The organism is Enterobacter sp. 50793107 (assembly GCF_001463365.1).
Classification (GTDB): domain Bacteria; phylum Pseudomonadota; class Gammaproteobacteria; order Enterobacterales; family Enterobacteriaceae; genus Enterobacter; species Enterobacter cloacae.
On record NZ_LNII01000018.1, the window covers coordinates 43,377 to 61,851 of the forward strand.

Below are 18,475 nucleotides of genomic sequence, written 5' to 3' on the forward strand. Positions count from 1 at the left end.
AAATCAAATTTTCTCAAGCATATACAGCAAGTTACAGAGATACTATTCACCCTGCTAACTTTTCACACGGTTTCGGTCATACCCAAAATCTGTGGATAACTCTGTTTACAAGAGTATTTCGGAAGTAATAGAAAACGTCCCCAACGCATTTTATCGCTGTGGATATTTTTGATATCAAGAAGAATTTGGAGCGGGAAACGAGACTCGAACTCGCGACCCCGACCTTGGCAAGGTCGTGCTCTACCAACTGAGCTATTCCCGCTTGGGTGTTCTGAAGCTGTGCGTATCTTGCGATACTTTCAAATTTTGGAGCGGGAAACGAGACTCGAACTCGCGACCCCGACCTTGGCAAGGTCGTGCTCTACCAACTGAGCTATTCCCGCTTGGGTGTTCTGGTGCTGGCGTATCTTGCGATACTTTTCAAATTTTGGAGCGGGAAACGAGACTCGAACTCGCGACCCCGACCTTGGCAAGGTCGTGCTCTACCAACTGAGCTATTCCCGCAAATTTGTACTGCTTTTGTTGCTGTCGTAACGCGTATTTCTCTGTCGTTACGGGAGGCGCATTATACGAGAAATCCTTTTAGCTGCAACCCCCCTCAACGCGATTTTTTCGAAAATCAGTTCAAGTGCTTATTTAATCGGCAAGCTGAACAATTTAACGACAAAAACCCGGCCACGCAAGGCGCCAGGTCTCAAAATCACAGCTTAATAAAGTTTTCGCGATAGTACGCCAGCTCCGCGACGGACTCACGGATATCGTCCATCGCCTGATGCGTACCCTGCTTTTTAAAGCCATCGAGGATTTCGGGTTTCCAGCGGCGCGCCAGCTCTTTAAGGGTGCTCACGTCCAGATAACGGTAGTGGAAGTAAGACTCCAGCTCCGGCATGTACTTAAACAGGAAACGACGATCCTGGCCAATGCTATTACCACAGATAGGGGATTTGCCCGCCGGGACCCACTGTTTCAGAAACTCAAGCGTCGCCAGCTCCGCCTCGCGGTCGCCCATCGTGCTCGCCTTCACCCGTTCAACCAGCCCGCTGCCGGTGTGGGTACGCACGTTCCACTCATCCATCAACGCCAGCTGATCGTCGGACTGGTGCACCGCAATGGTTGGCCCTTCCGCCAGAATATTCAGGTTTGCATCGGTGACCAGCGTGGCAATCTCAATAATGCGATCGCGCTCGGGATCCAGCCCGGTCATTTCAAGATCGATCCAAATCAGGTTGTTTTCATCCGCGCTCATGTTATTTTCCACCCTTCTCGCATAACCGGCTGTAGCAGGTTAACTAGTATTAATTAGAGTGTATCATAGAGGTTTTGCCCCTTACGGGCGACCAGGAGCCAGCGCGATTGAGTAAAAATAAACTCTCCAAAGGGCAGCAGCGCCGCGTGAATGCCAATCACCAGCGCCGCCTTAAAACCACTTCGGAGAAGGTCGATTACGACGACAACCTGTTTGGTGAACCGACGGAAGGCGTCGTCATCAGCCGTTTCGGTATGCATGCCGACGTGGAATCCGCCGACGGTGAGATCCACCGTTGCAACATTCGACGGACTATCCGTTCGCTGGTCACCGGCGATCGCGTTGTCTGGCGTCCAGGTAAAGAGGCGGCGGAAGGCGTAACGGTCAAAGGTATCGTTGAAGCGGTTCACGAGCGCACGTCGGTACTTACCCGTCCCGATTTCTACGACGGGGTAAAACCCATTGCCGCCAATATCAACCAGATCGTCATCGTCTCGGCGATTTTGCCCGAGCTGTCGCTCAATATTATCGACCGCTACCTTGTTGCCTGCGAAACGTTACAGGTTGAGCCAATCATTGTTCTGAACAAGATCGATCTGCTGGATGATGAAGGTATGGACTTCGTGAATGAGCAGATGGATATCTACCGCAAGATCGGTTATCGCGTGCTGATGGTCTCCAGCTACACCAAAGATGGCCTGAAACCCTTAGAAGAAGCGCTGACCGGGCGCATCAGTATCTTTGCGGGTCAGTCCGGCGTGGGGAAATCCAGCCTGCTGAATAATCTTCTCGGTCTCCAGCAAGAAATTCTGACTAACGATGTCTCTGATGTCTCGGGCCTGGGCCAGCACACCACTACCGCTTCTCGTCTCTACCACTTCCCGCATGGCGGCGATGTGATTGACTCTCCGGGCGTGCGCGAATTCGGTTTGTGGCACCTTGAGCCGGAACAAATCTTCAACGGATTTGTCGAATTCCATGATTATTTAGGGGCTTGTAAATACCGGGACTGTAAACACGATAACGACCCGGGCTGTGCCATCCGCGAAGCGGTCGAGAAAGGTGAGATTGCGGAGACCCGCTTTGATAACTACCACCGCATTCTTGAGAGCATGGATCAGGTAAAAACGCGTAAAAACTTTTCTGATTCTGATAACTGACAACTAAGCTAAGCATCGCTAAAATCGTCCCCTTTTTTCAGGTTCCGGCTGATTACAGCCGGATCAGGAACGACAAAAAATGGCCTGGAGGCTACCTTGTTAAACGCATTTAAACTTTCGCTTCAATACATTCTGCCAAAACTGTGGCTCACTCGCCTGGCGGGCTGGGGCGCGAGCAAACGAGCGGGCTGGCTGACCAAACTGGTCATCGACCTTTTCGTAAAATATTACAAGGTCGACATGAAAGAGGCGCAGAAGCCAGATACCGCCAGCTATCGCACCTTCAACGAATTCTTCGTGCGCCCACTGCGCGACGAAGTCCGCCCGGTTGATACCGATCCTAACGTGCTGGTCATGCCTGCGGATGGCGTGATTAGCCAGCTGGGTAACATCGAAGACGACAAAATCCTGCAGGCAAAAGGCCACAACTACAGCCTGGAAGCGCTGCTGGCGGGTAACTACCTGATGGCGGATCTGTTCCGCAACGGTACCTTCGCCACCACCTATCTCTCTCCGCGTGACTATCACCGCGTGCACATGCCGTGCAACGGGATCCTGCGTGAAATGATCTACGTGCCGGGCGATCTGTTCTCCGTGAACCACCTGACCGCGCAAAACGTTCCCAACCTGTTCGCGCGTAACGAACGCGTCATCTGCCTGTTTGATACTGAGTTTGGCCCAATGGCGCAGATTCTGGTGGGTGCAACGATTGTCGGCAGCATCGAAACGGTCTGGGCTGGAACCATCACCCCACCACGTGAAGGCGTGATCAAACGCTGGACCTGGCCTGCCGGTGAAGAAGAAGGCGCGGTCGCTCTGCTGAAAGGCCAGGAGATGGGTCGCTTCAAGCTGGGTTCCACGGTTATCAACCTCTTTGCCCCTGGCAAAGTGAAGCTGGCTGAACAGCTCCAGAGCCTGTCGGTCACCAAACTCGGCCAGCCGCTGGCGGTCTCGACTGAACCTTTTGTGACGCCGGACGCAGAGCCTGCACCGCTCCCGGAAGAAGAGATCAAGGCCGAACTTGACGCCAGCCCGCTGGTTGACGACACAAAAGACGAAGGCTAACAACAGAAGGAACGCTGACGTGCGCCCGATTATCGTACTACTGATGGCCTGGTGCCTCAGCATGGGGGCGTACGCAGCGACAGCCCCCGACGCAAAACAGATAACCCAGGAACTGGAGCAGGCGAAAGCGGCAAAACCCGCTCAGCCAGAGACCGTGGAGTCGCTCCAGTCTGCACTGAATGCGCTTGAGGAGCGGAAAGGCTCCCTTGAGCGCGCTCAGCAATATCAGCAGGTTATCGACAACTTCCCCAAACTCTCGCAAACGCTACGCAATCAGTTGAGCAATCTGCGCGATGAACCGCGCGATGTGCCTGCTGGCATGACCTCTGACGCGTTGAATCAGGAGATCCTGCAGGTTAGCAGTCAGCTTCTGGAAAAGAGTCGTCTGGCACAGCAGGAGCAGGAACGCGCACGTGAAATCGCCGACTCGCTGAGCCAGCTTCCGCAACAGCAAACCGATGCCCGCCGTCAGCTCAACGAGGTTGAGCGCCGTATCGGTACCCAAACGGGTAACACACCGCAGAACCAGGCGCAAAATCTGTCGCTTCAGGCTGAATCAGCCAGACTTAAAGCACTGGTCGATGAACTGGAGCTGGCGCAGCTCTCGGCAAACAACCGCCAGGAGCTGTCGCGGATGCGCTCCGAACTGGCGCAAAAGCAGAGCGAACAGCTCGATGCTTACCTGCAGGCTTTACGTAATCAACTTAACAGCCAGCGCCAGCGTGAAGCTGAGCGCGCGCTGGAAAGCACCGAGCTGCTGGCAGAAAACAGCGATAACCTGCCAGCGGGCATCGTTGACCAGTTTAAGGTTAACCGTGAGCTCTCTGCTGCACTGAATCAGCAGGCGCAGCGTATGGATCTGGTGGCGTCCCAGCAACGTCAGGCCACCAATCAAACCCTTCAGGTTCGCCAGGCGCTCAACACCCTGCGCGAGCAGTCTCAGTGGCTGGGCTCGTCCAACCTGCTGGGAGAGGCATTACGCGCCCAGGTTTCACGCCTGCCGGAGATGCCAAAACCGCAGCAGCTGGATACCGAGATGGCACAGCTGCGTGTTCAACGCCTGCACTATGAAGACCTTCTCAATAAACAGCCGCAAATCCGCCAGATCCGTCAGGCCGATGGGCAGCCTCTCACCAGCGAGCAAAACCGTATTCTGGAAGCCCAGTTGCGGACCCAGCGCGAGCTGCTGAACTCCCTGTTACAGGGCGGGGATACGCTGATTCTGGAGCTGACCAAGCTGAAGGTCTCCAACAGTCAGCTGGAAGATGCGCTGAAAGAGGTGAACGAGGCAACGCACCGTTATCTCTTCTGGACCTCTGACGTGCGCCCAATGACCTTCTCATGGCCAATCGAGATCGTTCAGGATCTGCGCCGTTTGATCTCGCTGGATACCTTTAGCCAGCTTGGAAAAGCCAGCGTGATGATGCTCACCAGCAAAGAGACCATTTTCCCTCTTCTGGGCGCGTTGATTCTGGTGGGCTTTAGCATTTACTCACGCAGACACTTCACCCGCTTCCTGGAACGCTCCAGCGCCCGGGTGGGTAAGGTTACGCAGGATCACTTCTGGCTGACGCTGCGTACCGTGTTCTGGTCAATACTTGTCGCCTCGCCGCTGCCGGTCCTGTGGATGACGCTCGGTTATGGACTGCGGGAGGCCTGGCCCTACCCGCTCGCGGTCGCCATTGGCGATGGCGTGACCGCTACCGTCCCCCTGCTGTGGGTAGTGATGATTTGCGCCACGTTTGCGCGACCGAATGGTCTGTTCATTGCTCACTTTGGCTGGCCGCGTAACCGCGTGGCGCGCGCCATGCGTTACTACCTGATGAGCATCGGGCTGATTGTGCCGCTGATTATGGCACTGATCATGTTTGATAATCTCAATGACCGGGAGTTTTCGGGATCGCTGGGCCGTCTCTGCTTTATGTTGATATGCGGTGCGCTGGCCATCGTCACGCTCAGCCTGAAACGGGCTGGTATACCGCTCTATCTGGATAAAACCGGCAGCGGCGACAACATGTTTAACCGCATGCTCTGGAACCTGCTGCTGTGCGCCCCCCTGGTTGCCATGCTGGCAGCAGCGGTGGGTTACCTGGCGACCTCGCAGGCACTGCTGGCGCGACTGGAAACCTCCGTTGCCATCTGGTTCCTGCTGCTGGTGATCTATCACGTCATCCGCCGGGGGATGTTGATCCAGCGACGCCGTCTGGCGTTTGACCGCGCCAAGCACCGTCGGGCAGAGATCCTCGCCCAGCGTGCGCGAGGCGAGGATGAGCCAAACCACGTCAACAGCACCGAAGGCACGATAGATGCGGACGAGGTTGAGCTGGATCTCGACGCAATCAGCACCCAGTCTCTGCGTCTGGTACGCTCCATCCTGATGCTGATTGCGCTGCTGTCGGTGATCTTCCTGTGGTCAGAAATCCACTCCGCGTTTGGTTTCCTGGAGAACATCTCGCTGTGGGATGTGACGTCCACGGTGCAGGGTGTGGAGAGCCTGGAGCCCATAACCTTAGGTGCGGTGCTGATTGCCATTCTGGTGTTGATCATCACCACGCAGCTGGTGCGTAATTTCCCGGCACTGCTGGAGCTGGCGCTGTTGCAGCACCTGGATTTAACCCCCGGTACGGGCTATGCCATTACCACCATCACCAAATACCTGATTCTGCTCTTTGGCGGGATGGTTGGATTCTCCATGATTGGTATTGAGTGGTCTAAATTGCAGTGGCTGGTTGCCGCGCTGACGTTTGGTCTGGGCTTTGGCATGCAGGAGATTTTCGCTAACTTTGTGTCCGGCCTGATTATCCTGTTTGAAAAACCGATTCGTATTGGCGATACGGTGACGATCCGCGATCTGACAGGCAGCATCACCAAAATCAACACCCGCGCCACCACGATCAGCGACTGGGATCGCAAAGAGATCATCGTGCCCAACAAGGCGTTTATCACCGAGCAGTTTATCAACTGGTCGCTGTCAGACTCCGTCACGCGTGTGGTGCTGACGGTACCGGCGCCCTCGGATGCCAACAGTGAAGAGGTCACACAGATCCTCTACACCGCCGCCGAACGCTGCACGCTGGTCCTTGATAACCCGGCGCCGGAAGTGTTCCTGGTCGATCTCCAGCAGGGTATCCAGATTTTCGAATTACGTATTTACGCCGCCGAAATGGGGCACCGTATGCCGCTGCGCCATGAGATCCACCAGCTGATTTTGGCTGGCTTCCGTGAGCACGGTATTGATATGCCGTTCCCACCGTTCCAGATGCGTCTGGAAAGCCTGGACGGACTTAAGACAGGAAAAACATTAACCTCTGCGGCGCGTAAACGCCCGGCGGGGAGTTTGTAAGCCAGCCAGTACCCCCTCTCCCGTGGGAGAGGGGGTACTGCCGTCAGGCTCGATCGACGGTAAAAGCAATCACATCGCCCAGCTGTTCCGCGCCCAGCGCCAGCATCACCAGACGATCCACACCCAACGCCACGCCAGAACAATCCGGCAGACCCGCTTTCAGGGCCTCCAGCAGGTTAGTATCAATAGGCTGCTGCGGCAGACCGCGCGCGGCGCGCTTGCGGTTATCCTGCTCAAAACGCTGCTGCTGTTCGCGGGCGTCGGTCAGTTCGTGGAAGCCATTCGCCAGCTCAATGCCCTTGTAATAGACCTCAAAACGCTCCGCCACGCGGTGATCTTCAGTGCTGATCTGCGCCAGAGAAGCTTGGCTTGCCGGGAAGTGGTAGACGAAAGTCGGACGATCTTTGCCAATCTGCGGTTCAACCCCAAAGGTGAAGAGCAGTTGCAGCAGCGTGTCGCGATCTTCTTCAGTATCCGCCACGTTGCTCAGATCCAGTTTTGCCGCGACTTCGCGCAGCTGGGTTTTGTCCGCTGACAGTGGATCAATTTCCAGATAACGCTGGAAAGCCTGCTGATAAGAGAGCGTTTCCGCTTCTGAGCAGTCGAGAACCTGCTGCAGCAGATCGTCTACCTCGTTCATCAGGCGGTACATATCGTAATGCGGACGGTACCACTCCAGCATGGTGAATTCCGGATTATGGTGACGCCCCATCTCTTCATTACGGAAACTGCGGCACAACTGATACACCGGGCCACACCCTGCCGCCAGCAGGCGTTTCATGTGGTATTCCGGGCTGGTCATCAGCCAGAGGTTCATGCCCTGTGAATGGCCGGGGCCAACAAAACGGGTTTCAAACGGCACCAGATGAATATCCGTTACCGTAGCCTGACTCATGCACGGCGTTTCCACCTCAAGGACTCCGCGGTCGGCAAAGAAGCGGCGGATCTCCGCCATAATTGCAGCGCGTTTCAGCAGATTGGGGATGGATGCGCTCGGCTGCCAGGTGGCCGTTTCGCTCATGGGTAATTCTCCGATTTCAGACAAGGGCACGAAGTCTACTCGTTAGCACGGACAGAGACAAATTTTGCGCAATAAAAATCGCATTTCATTTAGGGCAACTATCACGTGACGGAATTCATCATTCACGATGATAAATCACCGCACAGAACAGCAAAAAAATCGAACACGTCAAATTTCCCTGCCGTTCGCGCGGTTATACTTCTTTACCCATAAAGGAGCAGTGGAAACGCTTTCGCAATCGTCCTTGCGGACAGGTGGGCTACCTTTAGTTTATCGCGTTGCGAAATAACAAAAATCTGGAGGAATGTCGTGCAAACTTTTCAAGCCGATCTTGCCGTAATAGGCGCTGGCGGAGCGGGATTACGTGCTGCGATTGCTGCAGCACAGGCTAATCCCAACGCTAAAATCGCACTGATTTCAAAAGTCTATCCGATGCGCAGCCACACGGTTGCCGCAGAAGGAGGATCCGCCGCCGTTGCGCAGGATCATGACAGCTTCGAATACCATTTCCACGACACGGTTGCAGGGGGCGACTGGCTTTGCGAACAGGATGTCGTTGACTACTTTGTACATCACTGTCCAACGGAGATGACCCAGCTTGAACAGTGGGGCTGCCCGTGGAGCCGCCGTCCGGACGGCAGCGTCAACGTTCGTCGCTTCGGCGGAATGAAAATTGAACGCACCTGGTTTGCCGCTGATAAGACCGGCTTCCATATGCTGCACACCCTGTTCCAGACCTCCCTTCAGTTCCCACAAATCCAGCGTTTTGACGAACATTTTGTCCTCGATATTCTGGTCGATGACGGTCACGCGCGCGGTCTGGTGGCGATGAACATGATGGAAGGCACGCTCGTGCAGATCCGAGCTAACGCGGTAGTGATGGCAACGGGCGGCGCGGGCCGGGTTTACCGCTACAACACCAACGGCGGCATCGTCACCGGTGACGGTATGGGCATGGCGCTCAGCCACGGCGTACCGCTGCGCGATATGGAATTTGTCCAGTATCACCCTACCGGCCTGCCGGGTTCCGGCATTCTGATGACGGAAGGTTGCCGCGGCGAAGGCGGTATTCTGGTCAACAAGAATGGGTACCGTTATCTGCAGGATTACGGCATGGGCCCGGAAACGCCGCTCGGTGAGCCGAAAAACAAATACATGGAGCTCGGCCCGCGCGACAAAGTGTCTCAGGCCTTCTGGCATGAGTGGCGCAAAGGCAACACGATCTCCACGCCGCGTGGCGATGTGGTCTACCTCGATCTGCGTCACCTCGGCGAGAAGAAACTGCTGGAACGTCTGCCGTTCATCTGCGAGCTGGCAAAAGCCTACGTGGGTGTCGACCCGGTGAAAGAGCCGATTCCGGTACGCCCAACAGCGCACTACACCATGGGTGGGATTGAAACCGACCAGCAGTGTGAAACGCGCATCAAAGGGTTGTTCGCCGTCGGCGAATGCTCCTCTGTCGGCCTGCACGGTGCCAACCGTCTCGGGTCAAACTCGCTGGCGGAGCTGGTTGTCTTTGGCCGCATGGCGGGCGAACGCGCAATGGAGCGTGCCGCAACGGCGGGCGAAGCCAACGGCGCAGCACTGGACGCGCAGGTCGCTGACGTTGAGAAACGGCTGAAGGATCTGGTCAACCAGGAAGGCAACGAAAACTGGTCGAAAATCCGCGACGAAATGGGCATGTCGATGGAAGAGGGCTGCGGTATCTACCGTACACCAGAGCTGATGCAGAAAACTGTCGATAAGCTGGCGGAACTGCAGGAGCGTTTCAAACGCGTGCGCATCACCGACACCTCCAGCGTGTTCAACACCGACCTGCTTTATACCATCGAGCTCGGTCACGGCCTGAACGTCGCGGAATGTATGGCGCACTCTGCGCTGGCACGCAAAGAGTCACGCGGGGCACATCAGCGTCTTGATGAGGGCTGCACCGAGCGTGACGACGTCAATTTCCTGAAACACACCCTCGCCTGGCGCGACGCGGATGGCACCACTCGTCTGGACTACAGCGACGTGAAGATCACAACGCTGCCACCGGCTAAACGCGTTTACGGCGCAGAAGCAGAAGCCGCCGAGAAGAAGGAGAAGGCGAATGGCTGAGATGCAAACACTGAAAGTTGAAGTGGTGCGCTACAACCCGGAAGTGGACACCGCGCCACACAGCGCTTTCTATGAAGTGCCCTATGACGAGCAAACCTCTCTGCTGGATGCGCTCGGCTATATCAAGGATAACCTGGCACCGGACCTGAGCTACCGCTGGTCCTGCCGCATGGCCATCTGCGGCTCCTGCGGCATGATGGTGAACAAAGTACCGAAACTGGCCTGTAAAACCTTCCTGCGTGATTACACCAAAGGCATCAAGGTTGAAGCGCTGGGCAACTTCCCGATTGAGCGCGATCTGGTGGTCGATATGACCCACTTTATCGAAAGCCTGGAAGCCATTAAGCCGTACATCATTGGCAACCCGCGCACGCCGGATCAGGGACCGAATACCCAGACACCCGCCCAGATGGCGAAATACCATCAGTTCTCCGGGTGCATCAACTGCGGTCTTTGCTACGCCGCGTGTCCACAGTTTGGCCTGAACCCTGAGTTCATCGGCCCGGCGGCGATCACGCTGGCGCACCGCTACAACGAGGATAGCCGCGACCACGGTAAAAAAGAACGTATGCCGCAGCTTAACAGCCAGAACGGCGTCTGGAGCTGTACTTTTGTGGGCTACTGCTCCGAAGTCTGTCCGAAGCACGTCGACCCGGCCGCCGCTATTCAGCAGGGTAAAGTGGAAAGCTCGAAAGACTTTCTTATCGCCACCCTGAAACCACGCTAAGGAGTGCATGATGACGACTAAACGCAAAGCCTACGTGCGGCCGATGCCGTCCACCTGGTGGAAGAAACTGCCGTTTTATCGCTTCTATATGCTGCGTGAAGGCACTGCGGTGCCTGCGGTCTGGTTCAGCCTTGAACTGATGTATGGCGTCTTTGCCCTCAAACATGGTCCTGAAACCTGGGCCAGTTTTGTCGGGTTCCTGCAAAACCCGATCATCGTGATCCTGAACCTGATTGTGCTCGCAGCCGCCCTGCTTCATACCAAAACCTGGTTTGAACTGGCGCCAAAAGCGGCGAATATTATCGTTAAAGGCGAAAAAATGGGGCCAGAGCCGGTCATTAAAGGGCTTTGGGCAGTGACGGCAGTGGTCTCTGTGGTCATTCTGTTTGTCGCACTGTTCTGGTAAGGAGACTATTGTGATCAATCCAAATCCAAAACGTTCAGACGAGCCGGTCTTCTGGGGCCTCTTTGGCGCAGGCGGCATGTGGAGTGCCATCATTGCGCCTGTCATTATCCTGCTGGTCGGCATTATGCTGCCGCTGGGTCTGTTCCCCGGTGATGCGCTGAGTTATGAGCGCGTCCTGGCATTTGCAGGTAGCTTTATTGGCCGGGTATTCATCTTCCTGATGATTGTCCTGCCGCTGTGGTGCGGCCTGCACCGTATCCATCATGCGATGCATGATCTGAAGATCCACGTACCGAGCGGTAAATGGGTGTTCTACGGTCTGGCAACTATCCTGACCGTGGTCACACTGATTGCCGTAGTCACTATCTGACACACCAGGCCCGCCCTCCGGCGGGCCTGTTATTTCTGCATCTTCCCCACCAGCCACTGAGCAAATTCACGCATTGCCGGGGTTTGGGCGCGTGACTGCAGCCGCGTTAGCCAGTAACTGCCAAGATCAATCTGCGTCGTAAACGGCTGCACAATGCGCTCGCTGTTCAGCAGATGGGTAAACATATCGACAGGAGCGATAGCAATGCCTGTGCCTGTCTGTGCGGCCTCCAGCATAGTGACCGACGAATCAAACACCATCACCCGATGCGTGGGTGAAGGCGGGTTTTCTCCGGCGGCCTGCATCCAGGCTGTCCACTCGTCGCGCCGGTAAGAGCGCAGCAGGGTAAACTTCAGGATATCGGCAGGGGTTTGCAGCGCGGCTGCAATGTCAGGCGTGCAAAGTGGTGCCAGCGGCGCTGAACAGAGGAACGTCGCCTCCGTGCCGTGCCACGCTCCCCCACCGTAGCGAATGGTGTAATCAAGCCCTTCCGCTGCCGGATCGACGCGATTGTTGTGCGTGGAAAGCTGAAGATCGATATGCTGATAACTGCGACGGAAATCATCCAGCTGTGAGAATAACACCCCAGTGGCAAAGGTCCCCACCACGCCAATTTTCAGCTTCTCCTGCGCCCGATGGTTAGCAAAGCGATCCAGCATGCCTGCGATACGATCGAAGGAGTCATTCAGCACCGGCAGCAGATTCTCGCCTTCGGTGGTTAACATCAACCCGCGCGAAACGCGGACAAACAGCTGGCAGTTAAGGTGTTGTTCCAGTGCCTTCACGTGCTGGCTAATCGCGGAATGGGTCACATTCAGCTCAATCGCAGCATGAGTAAAACTGAGGTGCCTGGCGGCGGCTTCGAACGCCCGAAGCGAATTAAGAGGGAGATAGCTGCGTGTCATGGTCCCTTCCGTTAGAAAAATTAACAGCTAATGCTAAATTTAACCGTTTGTCAGCCTCAGTCAAATCACCCAGACTACGAACGTCTGACGGGCCCGGACATCCCCTTGATTCGCTATTACGGAAGATAACTGATGATGAAAAAATCCCTAAGCTGCGCCCTGCTGCTCAGCGTTGCTTGCTCTGCTTTTGCCGCGCCGATGTCAGAAAAACAGCTGGCTGACGTCGTGGAACGTACCGTTACGCCCCTGATGAAGGCGCAGGCCATACCCGGTATGGCCGTGGCCGTCATTTATCAGGGCCAGCCACACTATTTTACTTTCGGTAAAGCAGACGTCGCGGCGAATAAGCCCGTCACGCCGCAAACCTTATTTGAACTGGGCTCCGTCAGTAAAACCTTTACTGGCGTGCTGGGTGGCGATGCCATTGCCCGCAAAGAGATTTCTCTGGCCGACCCGGTCACGAAATATTGGCCTGAATTGACGGGCAAGCAGTGGCAAGGCATTCGCCTGCTAGACCTGGCAACCTATACCGCAGGCGGATTGCCGTTGCAGGTACCGGATAATGTCACCGATAACGCCTCTCTGCTGCGTTTCTACCAGTCCTGGCAGCCAAAGTGGGCCCCGGGTACCACGCGTCTGTACGCCAACACCAGCATCGGTTTGTTTGGCTCACTGGCCGTTAAACCGTCCGGCATGCGCTTCGAGCAGGCCATGGCGGAGCGGGTCTTTAAGCCCCTGAAACTCAACCATACGTGGATAAACGTTCCACACGCTGAAGAGTCGCACTACGCATGGGGTTATCGTGAGGGAAAAGCGGTTCACGTTTCGCCTGGTATGCTGGATGCAGAAGCCTATGGCGTGAAATCTAACGTCAAAGATATGGCGAGCTGGGTGATGGCCAATATGGCACCTGAGACACTCCCGCCGTCCACTCTGCAGCAGGGTATTGCGCTGGCGCAGTCTCGCTACTGGCGCGTGGGTGCCATGTATCAAGGGTTAGGCTGGGAGATGCTCAACTGGCCGGTCGACGTCAAAACCGTGGTGGATGGCAGCGACAATAAGGTCGCACTGGCGCCGTTGCCGGTCGCAGAAGTGAATCCTCCGGCTCCGCCAGTAAAAGCCTCCTGGGTGCATAAAACGGGCTCTACGGGTGGGTTTGGCAGCTACGTGGCGTTTATTCCTGAAAAGCAGATCGGTATTGTGATGCTCGCAAATAAAAGCTATCCGAACCCGGTACGGGTGGAAACGGCTTACCGTATTCTCGAGACGCTACAGTAAACCTTTGCCGGGTGGTGGCTTCGCTTACCCGGCGAAACACTCCGCACAATCTTCCGCAATTTCCCTGCTGTCATCTACACTTAACAAAAAACAGTAAGGAAACTCCTATGCGCATTCTGCCTGTTATCGCCGCGGTGACAGCCGCGTTTTTAGTGGTTGCCTGCAGTTCCCCTACCCCTCCCTCCGGCGTCACTGTTGTAAGCAATTTCGACGCTCAACGTTTCCTCGGAACCTGGTATGAAATCGCCCGGCTCGACCATCGGTTTGAGCGGGGGTTAGAGAAAGTCACAGCACATTACAGTTCGATGGACGACGGGGGTATTCAGGTGATCAACCGTGGATACAATCCGGATCGGCAGATGTGGCAACAGTCGACGGGAAAAGCGTACTTTACCGGCGACCCGCGCCGGGCCGCGCTAAAAGTCTCGTTCTTTGGCCCGTTCTATGGCGGGTACAATGTCATCGCCCTCGACAGAGAGTACCGCCATGCGCTGGTCTGCGGGCCGGATCGCGACTATTTATGGATACTCTCCCGCACGCCCACCATTTCGTCAGAGATGAAACAGCAGATGCTTGACGTTGCGACCCGGCAAGGGTTTGATGTGTCAAAACTCATCTGGGTAGAACAACCGCATTAGTGGGCGCTGAGTTTCAGCCCAATGATACCGCACACAATCAACGCGAGGCTGGCGATACGCGCCAGACTCGCCGACTCTCCCAGCAGCAAAATCCCGGTAATCGCCGCGCCCACTGCACCAATGCCCGTCCAGACAGCATAGGCCGTCCCCACCGGCAAAGAGCGCATCGCCCAGGAGAGCAGCACAATACTCACAATCATGGCGGTAACGGTAATCACGCTGGGTGTCAGGCGGGTAAATCCGTGGGTGTACTTCAGACCAATTGCCCAAACCACTTCGAGCAGACCGGCGATAACAAGAATAATCCAGGACATTTCAGGCTCCTTAACTTAACTGCAAGTTGGGGCCGTCCCCGGTGAACGAAACGCTTACGGGTCGTCCCGTAAGGCATAGATTAGGTCACTTATTTTGGTTAACGAACGATTTTTTTTCAATCCCTTTGTGCTGAACCTGTTAAGGCAAGAAATAGCCTCAGTATGGCGCGTAGTTCAGGCATTTATCACTCATCCGACTTCTCTATCATGATGTGCTTTCTGATGGCAGGAAGCCAAACCACTAGCCGACTGCGAATCTATTATGTTCAAAATTCTTTTGATTGACCGATGTCACTTCACCCGCGCGGGGTTTGAAGCATGGCTCAATCATTCCGGTTTGTTTCCCGGGCACTTCGTCGTGACCGGGCTGAATAATCTCATCCTCGCCAGAGAGCATATTCTGCAGTGGGATCCATCGGTGGTTATCGCCGATCTGCACGGCTTTATGCAGGACATTCACCATTTCCAGCAGCTTTCTTCCCTGCTGAACGCCAGTGAAAAAGTGCCTTTCATTTTGCTGCAATCGGGGGAGGATAAAGAGATGGCAGGCTTTCTGTCCCAATTTCCGATATGGGCTTCGCTTACCAAAAATGCCGGACTGGAGACGCTGGCGACGGTCATCAACGACGCCCTGACGACTCGCGCAAGCGTTGAGATCCCTGCGGTCGCGGCCCCCCTGCTCACTCGCCAGGAGGAGAAGGTGTTGACGCTGTGGATGGATGGCGCAAGCAATCAGAAGATTGCCACTCACCTGAGTATCAATGGAAAAACGGTCTATACCTATAAGCGAAATATCCGCATGAAATTGCATATGGATACGCGCTTTTCCCCGTTTTTATCTCTGCAGGAATCAGAAAACTGACGGTACGAAACCCGTCCGGGCCCGTACCGTTTTTAAATTACTGCTGAGCTTTTGTTGCCGCGCCGGAGATTGCACTACCGCCTTCAGAAATGTCCTGACCAACGCCGCGCGTGGTATTACAGGCCGTTAATACTGAAGAAAGTACCAGAACTGAAAAGATCGCTGCAATTGTCTTCTTAACCATAATATCTTCCTTTTATAGCCAGAGTTGTTTTGTGTATAGCAACTTAAGAATAGACAAGATCCCGCCAGTTGACGGAAAAGGAAGCATTTTTAGGAAAATTAGACGGGATTAGCTGGCGGCGTGAGAAATGATATGGCCGAGATCCTGGATATCCTCCCCCATTCCACGTGTGGTATTACAGCCGGAAAGCAACGCGCTGGACAGCGCTAACAGAAGCAGAATTTTAACGGTGCGTTTCATCATCCCTGCCTGCAAAAATCAGGCGCAGCAACGCTGCGCCTTAACACTTACTTCACGCGAGATACGTATTCGCCGGAGCGGGTATCCACTTTGATCACTTCGCCAGTCTGTACGAACAGTGGCACTTTAACCACGGCACCGGTAGACAGTTTCGCTGGCTTACCACCTGTACCGGCGGTGTCACCTTTCAGACCTGGGTCAGTTTCAACGATTTCCAGTTCAACGAAGTTCGGTGGGGTAACCGCGATAGGCTGGCCGTTCCACAGGGTCACGATGCACTCAGCCTGATCCAGCAGCCATTTGTCGCTATCGCCAATGGCTTTAGCGTCAGCAGACAGCTGTTCGAACGTTTCGTTGTTCATGAAGTGCCAGAACTCACCGTCGTTGTACAGGTAAGTCAGGTTCATATCGACAACATCAGCGCCTTCAGCGGAGTCAGTAGACTTGAAGGTTTTTTCGACACGGGTACCGGTCAGCAGGCGGCGCAGCTTAACGCGTGCAAATGCCTGGCCTTTACCTGGTTTAACGAATTCGCTGGCTTCAACCGCATACGGTTCGCCGTCCAACATGATTTTAAGACCAGCACGAAAATCGTTGCTATAGTACGTTGCCATAAGGCCCTCTAAATTTGTTAACTGGTAGCTTAGCCACAAAATGGCGCATATTGTAACCCTAAACACCCCGTCCAGAGAAGATTGGTTATCGCAACTTGCCGATGTAATCACCAGTCCTGATGAATTACTGCGTCTTCTTGAGCTCGAACAGCATACCGATTTGCTGGCCGGCCGGGAGGCGAAGCGGCTTTTCGCCCTGCGCGTTCCCCGCGCGTTTGTTGCCCGTATGGAGAAAGGCAATCCTGAGGATCCATTATTAAAACAGACGCTTACCGCACAGGAAGAGTTCATTACGGCACCCGGCTATAGCACCGATCCGCTGGAAGAGCAGAACAGCGTGGTACCCGGTTTGCTGCACAAGTATCTGAACCGTGCGCTGCTGCTGGTGAAAGGTGGCTGTGCGGTAAATTGCCGTTATTGCTTCCGTCGACACTTCCCGTATGCCGAAAATCAGGGCAATAAACGCAACTGGCAGGTCGCGCTGGACTATATCGCCGCCCATTCTGAGCTGGATGAGATCATTTTTTCCGGTGGCGATCCGCTGATGGCGAAAGATCATGAGCTGGACTGGCTGCTGACCCAGCTTGAAGCCATTCCGCATATTAAGCGCCTGCGCATACACAGCCGTCTGCCGATTGTTATTCCGGCACGTATCACTGACGGACTGGTCTCACGCCTGGAGCAGTCCCGCCTGCAGGTGCTGCTGGTGAACCATATCAATCACGCCAATGAAATTGATGATGCATTTCGTGCGGCAATGGTGCGTTTACGCAAGGCAGGCGTGACGCTTCTGAACCAGAGCGTGCTGCTGCGCGGCGTAAATGATAATGCCCACGTGCTGGCGGACCTCAGCAATGCGCTGTTTGATGCGGGAGTGATGCCCTATTACCTGCACGTGCTGGATCGCGTTCAGGGTGCGGCCCATTTCATGGTGACGGATGAAGAAGCCCGGCAGATCGTGCGTGAACTGTTAACGCTGGTGTCAGGCTATATGGTGCCGAAACTGGCGCGTGAGATTGGCGGTGAACCGAGCAAGACGCCGCTGGATTTGCAGCTAAGACAGCGCTAGTTTCCCCTCAGCCTAACCCTCTCCCGGTGGGAGAGGGAAAAAGGCAATCAGTTCGGGCACTTATAGACCTGGCCATTCATCTGGCTGGCGGTTGGCACGAAGCTGGATAACATTCCCTGCGTCGGGCTGCTTACCCCGTAAATCACGTTGCCACCCATCGCCGCGGCCTGATTACGCAGGGCATTGGCCGCGCCACGCATAGAGCCGCCCTCTTCGCCGTGCTGACCCGACATCCAGTTGCTTTGCTCACCGGTTGCCGTGCCTAAAAACTGGCACTCGTTACCCGGCTTATCTTCCACAAAGCAAACGCCCTGACCCGCTGCAGTCAGCTCATTGCTGGAGCTACAACCCGCCAGCAGCAATGCTGCTCCTACAATCCCTGCACAGACTTTTACGCGCATGTTATTCCTCGTTTTCAATAAGCTGGACAGTAGTTGTCCGTGTGTAAACCTTATACTAAAAAGATGACCAAAAGAAAAACCTCCGTGCGTTTCTGCGAGATATCAAGCACGAATGGTGCCTTCGCCTCCCCTAAATGAATTCTGATAATCACCCCGCGGATATCGTTTTTTTATGCTTTTTCGTTTTTAGTGACAGGCCACCGGCTTATTTTTTGCGCGTGTGGTGACAGGGAAACATAAAAACAGGAGGCAACATGAGTGAAGTATCCCCGAATCAGGGGAAAGTGACGTGGGTAGGGTATCTCGCTTTCTTTCTAACCATCATTTTCTTTTCTGGCTTTTTCGCCAAAGCCACCGAATGGTGGCGAGTCTTTGATTTCACCGTGCTGAACGGCACATTTGGTCAGGTTAACGGCGAAGGCGCCGCAAGCGTCTCTTTTCGCGGCACAGGCGGTACCGGCGCAAACGATGGCTTTCTGTTTGCGCTGGAACTTGCACCTTCTGTCATTTCTTTCTCTTATCCACATCTCCC

Annotated in this window: 19 protein-coding genes, 3 tRNA genes and 1 pseudogene; 12 read left to right on the forward strand and 11 right to left on the reverse strand. The window is 55.0% G+C overall.

The window, feature by feature from the left end; all coding sequences use genetic code 11:
• Positions 1 to 186: 186 nt before the first annotated feature.
• The 4 genes from APU11_RS03650 to orn all read right to left on the reverse strand — a co-directional run bounded on the left by APU11_RS03650 (position 187) and on the right by orn (position 1,246).
• A tRNA-Gly gene (locus tag APU11_RS03650) sits at positions 187 to 262 on the reverse strand.
• A gap of 45 nt (positions 263 to 307) precedes the next feature.
• Positions 308 to 383, reverse strand: a tRNA-Gly gene (locus tag APU11_RS03655).
• Positions 384 to 428: 45 nt separating this feature from the next.
• Positions 429 to 504, reverse strand: a tRNA-Gly gene (locus APU11_RS03660).
• Between the two features lie 196 nt (positions 505 to 700).
• Positions 701 to 1,246, reverse strand: a complete 546-nt coding sequence (orn, locus tag APU11_RS03665; protein ID WP_013095280.1) for an oligoribonuclease — start codon at positions 1,244 to 1,246, stop codon at positions 701 to 703.
• Positions 1,247 to 1,353: 107 nt separating this feature from the next.
• Between orn and rsgA the strand changes: the two genes are divergently transcribed.
• The 3 genes from rsgA (at position 1,354) to mscM (ending at position 6,814) form a co-directional block, all read left to right on the forward strand.
• Positions 1,354 to 2,406 carry a small ribosomal subunit biogenesis GTPase RsgA gene (rsgA, locus tag APU11_RS03670; protein ID WP_013095279.1) on the forward strand — a complete coding sequence of 351 codons (1,053 nt, stop codon included), beginning with the start codon at positions 1,354 to 1,356 and terminating at the stop codon, positions 2,404 to 2,406.
• Positions 2,407 to 2,502: 96 nt separating this feature from the next.
• Positions 2,503 to 3,471 carry an archaetidylserine decarboxylase gene (asd, locus tag APU11_RS03675; RefSeq protein WP_058650676.1) on the forward strand — a complete coding sequence of 323 codons (969 nt, stop codon included), beginning with the start codon at positions 2,503 to 2,505 and terminating at the stop codon, positions 3,469 to 3,471.
• Between the two features lie 19 nt (positions 3,472 to 3,490).
• Positions 3,491 to 6,814 (forward strand): miniconductance mechanosensitive channel MscM, encoded by a 3,324-nt coding sequence (gene mscM / locus APU11_RS03680; protein WP_029883866.1) that lies wholly within the window; start codon positions 3,491 to 3,493, stop codon positions 6,812 to 6,814.
• Positions 6,815 to 6,857: 43 nt separating this feature from the next.
• On the opposite strand, the gene epmA is transcribed toward mscM, so the two are convergent.
• Positions 6,858 to 7,835, reverse strand: coding sequence for an elongation factor P--(R)-beta-lysine ligase (gene epmA, locus APU11_RS03685; RefSeq protein ID WP_014830371.1), 978 nt, complete (start codon positions 7,833 to 7,835; stop codon positions 6,858 to 6,860).
• A gap of 309 nt (positions 7,836 to 8,144) precedes the next feature.
• Between epmA and frdA the strand changes: the two genes are divergently transcribed.
• Genes frdA through frdD form a run of 4 tightly spaced genes read left to right on the forward strand, consistent with a single transcriptional unit; the run spans position 8,145 to position 11,438 of the window.
• A complete protein-coding gene (frdA, locus tag APU11_RS03690; protein ID WP_013095275.1) occupies positions 8,145 to 9,935 on the forward strand; it encodes a fumarate reductase (quinol) flavoprotein subunit in 1,791 nt (596 codons plus the stop codon).
• Complete coding sequence (gene frdB, locus APU11_RS03695) at positions 9,928 to 10,662, forward strand: fumarate reductase iron-sulfur protein (protein WP_013095274.1); 735 nt, start codon at positions 9,928 to 9,930, stop codon at positions 10,660 to 10,662. The genes frdA and frdB overlap by 8 nt, the downstream gene beginning before the upstream one ends.
• Positions 10,663 to 10,672: 10 nt before the next feature.
• Entirely contained in the window at positions 10,673 to 11,068 is a 396-nt protein-coding gene (gene frdC, locus APU11_RS03700) for a fumarate reductase subunit FrdC (protein ID WP_013095273.1), read from the forward strand.
• 10 nt (positions 11,069 to 11,078) lie between these two features.
• Positions 11,079 to 11,438 (forward strand): fumarate reductase subunit FrdD, encoded by a 360-nt coding sequence (frdD, locus tag APU11_RS03705; protein WP_013095272.1) that lies wholly within the window; start codon positions 11,079 to 11,081, stop codon positions 11,436 to 11,438.
• Positions 11,439 to 11,467: 29 nt separating this feature from the next.
• On the opposite strand, the gene ampR is transcribed toward frdD, so the two are convergent.
• On the reverse strand, positions 11,468 to 12,343 hold the full coding sequence (gene ampR, locus APU11_RS03710) for a LysR family transcriptional regulator AmpR (protein WP_058650677.1): 876 nt from the start codon (positions 12,341 to 12,343) through the stop codon (positions 11,468 to 11,470).
• Positions 12,344 to 12,475: 132 nt separating this feature from the next.
• Between ampR and APU11_RS03715 the strand changes: the two genes are divergently transcribed.
• A complete protein-coding gene (locus tag APU11_RS03715) occupies positions 12,476 to 13,621 on the forward strand; it encodes a class C beta-lactamase CMH-9 (RefSeq protein ID WP_058650678.1) in 1,146 nt (381 codons plus the stop codon).
• A gap of 107 nt (positions 13,622 to 13,728) precedes the next feature.
• Positions 13,729 to 14,259, forward strand: a complete 531-nt coding sequence (locus tag APU11_RS03720) for a lipocalin family protein (RefSeq protein ID WP_013095269.1) — start codon at positions 13,729 to 13,731, stop codon at positions 14,257 to 14,259.
• On the opposite strand, the gene sugE is transcribed toward APU11_RS03720, so the two are convergent.
• Positions 14,256 to 14,573: a quaternary ammonium compound efflux SMR transporter SugE gene (sugE, locus tag APU11_RS03725; protein WP_013095268.1), complete on the reverse strand. Its 318-nt coding sequence runs from the start codon at positions 14,571 to 14,573 to the stop codon at positions 14,256 to 14,258. The two genes, APU11_RS03720 and sugE, sit on opposite strands and share 4 nt — an antisense overlap.
• Positions 14,574 to 14,835: 262 nt before the next feature.
• On the opposite strand from sugE, the gene APU11_RS03730 reads away from it, so the two are divergent.
• Complete coding sequence (locus APU11_RS03730) at positions 14,836 to 15,435, forward strand: LuxR C-terminal-related transcriptional regulator (RefSeq protein ID WP_045295574.1); 600 nt, start codon at positions 14,836 to 14,838, stop codon at positions 15,433 to 15,435.
• Positions 15,436 to 15,472: 37 nt separating this feature from the next.
• Here the strand turns inward: APU11_RS03730 and ecnB are convergent, their stop codons facing one another.
• The 3 genes from ecnB to efp all read right to left on the reverse strand — a co-directional run bounded on the left by ecnB (position 15,473) and on the right by efp (position 16,473).
• Positions 15,473 to 15,619 (reverse strand): lipoprotein toxin entericidin B, encoded by a 147-nt coding sequence (ecnB, locus tag APU11_RS03735; protein WP_003025482.1) that lies wholly within the window; start codon positions 15,617 to 15,619, stop codon positions 15,473 to 15,475.
• A 108-nt stretch (positions 15,620 to 15,727) separates the two neighbouring features.
• Positions 15,728 to 15,859, reverse strand: a complete 132-nt coding sequence (locus APU11_RS03740) for an entericidin A/B family lipoprotein (RefSeq protein ID WP_013095266.1) — start codon at positions 15,857 to 15,859, stop codon at positions 15,728 to 15,730.
• Positions 15,860 to 15,906: 47 nt separating this feature from the next.
• Positions 15,907 to 16,473, reverse strand: coding sequence for an elongation factor P (gene efp, locus APU11_RS03745; protein ID WP_014830362.1), 567 nt, complete (start codon positions 16,471 to 16,473; stop codon positions 15,907 to 15,909).
• Between the two features lie 40 nt (positions 16,474 to 16,513).
• On the opposite strand from efp, the gene epmB reads away from it, so the two are divergent.
• Positions 16,514 to 17,542, forward strand: a complete 1,029-nt coding sequence (epmB, locus tag APU11_RS03750; protein WP_058650679.1) for an EF-P beta-lysylation protein EpmB — start codon at positions 16,514 to 16,516, stop codon at positions 17,540 to 17,542.
• Between the two features lie 47 nt (positions 17,543 to 17,589).
• Here the strand turns inward: epmB and APU11_RS03755 are convergent, their stop codons facing one another.
• The gene (locus APU11_RS03755; protein ID WP_060578319.1) at positions 17,590 to 17,943 is read right to left on the reverse strand and encodes a DUF4156 domain-containing protein; all 354 of its coding nucleotides are present in this window, start codon (positions 17,941 to 17,943) and stop codon (positions 17,590 to 17,592) included.
• Positions 17,944 to 18,197: 254 nt separating this feature from the next.
• On the opposite strand from APU11_RS03755, the pseudogene APU11_RS03760 reads away from it, so the two are divergent.
• Positions 18,198 to 18,475 (forward strand): annotated as a pseudogene (locus APU11_RS03760) (hypothetical protein); the annotation flags it as partial.

Excerpts from the sequence above, each read along its gene's own strand:
- orn (WP_013095280.1), bottom strand. The coding sequence starts at position 1,246 with ATGAGCGCGGATGAAAACAACCTGATTTGGATCGATCTTGAAATGACC.
- epmA (WP_014830371.1), bottom strand. The coding sequence starts at position 7,835 with ATGAGCGAAACGGCCACCTGGCAGCCGAGCGCATCCATCCCCAATCTG.
- frdB (WP_013095274.1), top strand. The coding sequence starts at position 9,928 with ATGGCTGAGATGCAAACACTGAAAGTTGAAGTGGTGCGCTACAACCCG.
- frdC (WP_013095273.1), top strand. The coding sequence starts at position 10,673 with ATGACGACTAAACGCAAAGCCTACGTGCGGCCGATGCCGTCCACCTGG.
- ampR (WP_058650677.1), bottom strand. The coding sequence starts at position 12,343 with ATGACACGCAGCTATCTCCCTCTTAATTCGCTTCGGGCGTTCGAAGCC.
- APU11_RS03715 (WP_058650678.1), top strand. The coding sequence starts at position 12,476 with ATGATGAAAAAATCCCTAAGCTGCGCCCTGCTGCTCAGCGTTGCTTGC.
- APU11_RS03720 (WP_013095269.1), top strand. The coding sequence starts at position 13,729 with ATGCGCATTCTGCCTGTTATCGCCGCGGTGACAGCCGCGTTTTTAGTG.
- sugE (WP_013095268.1), bottom strand. The coding sequence starts at position 14,573 with ATGTCCTGGATTATTCTTGTTATCGCCGGTCTGCTCGAAGTGGTTTGG.
- APU11_RS03730 (WP_045295574.1), top strand. The coding sequence starts at position 14,836 with ATGTTCAAAATTCTTTTGATTGACCGATGTCACTTCACCCGCGCGGGG.
- ecnB (WP_003025482.1), bottom strand. The coding sequence starts at position 15,619 with ATGGTTAAGAAGACAATTGCAGCGATCTTTTCAGTTCTGGTACTTTCT.
- APU11_RS03740 (WP_013095266.1), bottom strand. The coding sequence starts at position 15,859 with ATGAAACGCACCGTTAAAATTCTGCTTCTGTTAGCGCTGTCCAGCGCG.
- efp (WP_014830362.1), bottom strand. The coding sequence starts at position 16,473 with ATGGCAACGTACTATAGCAACGATTTTCGTGCTGGTCTTAAAATCATG.
- epmB (WP_058650679.1), top strand. The coding sequence starts at position 16,514 with ATGGCGCATATTGTAACCCTAAACACCCCGTCCAGAGAAGATTGGTTA.
- APU11_RS03755 (WP_060578319.1), bottom strand. The coding sequence starts at position 17,943 with ATGCGCGTAAAAGTCTGTGCAGGGATTGTAGGAGCAGCATTGCTGCTG.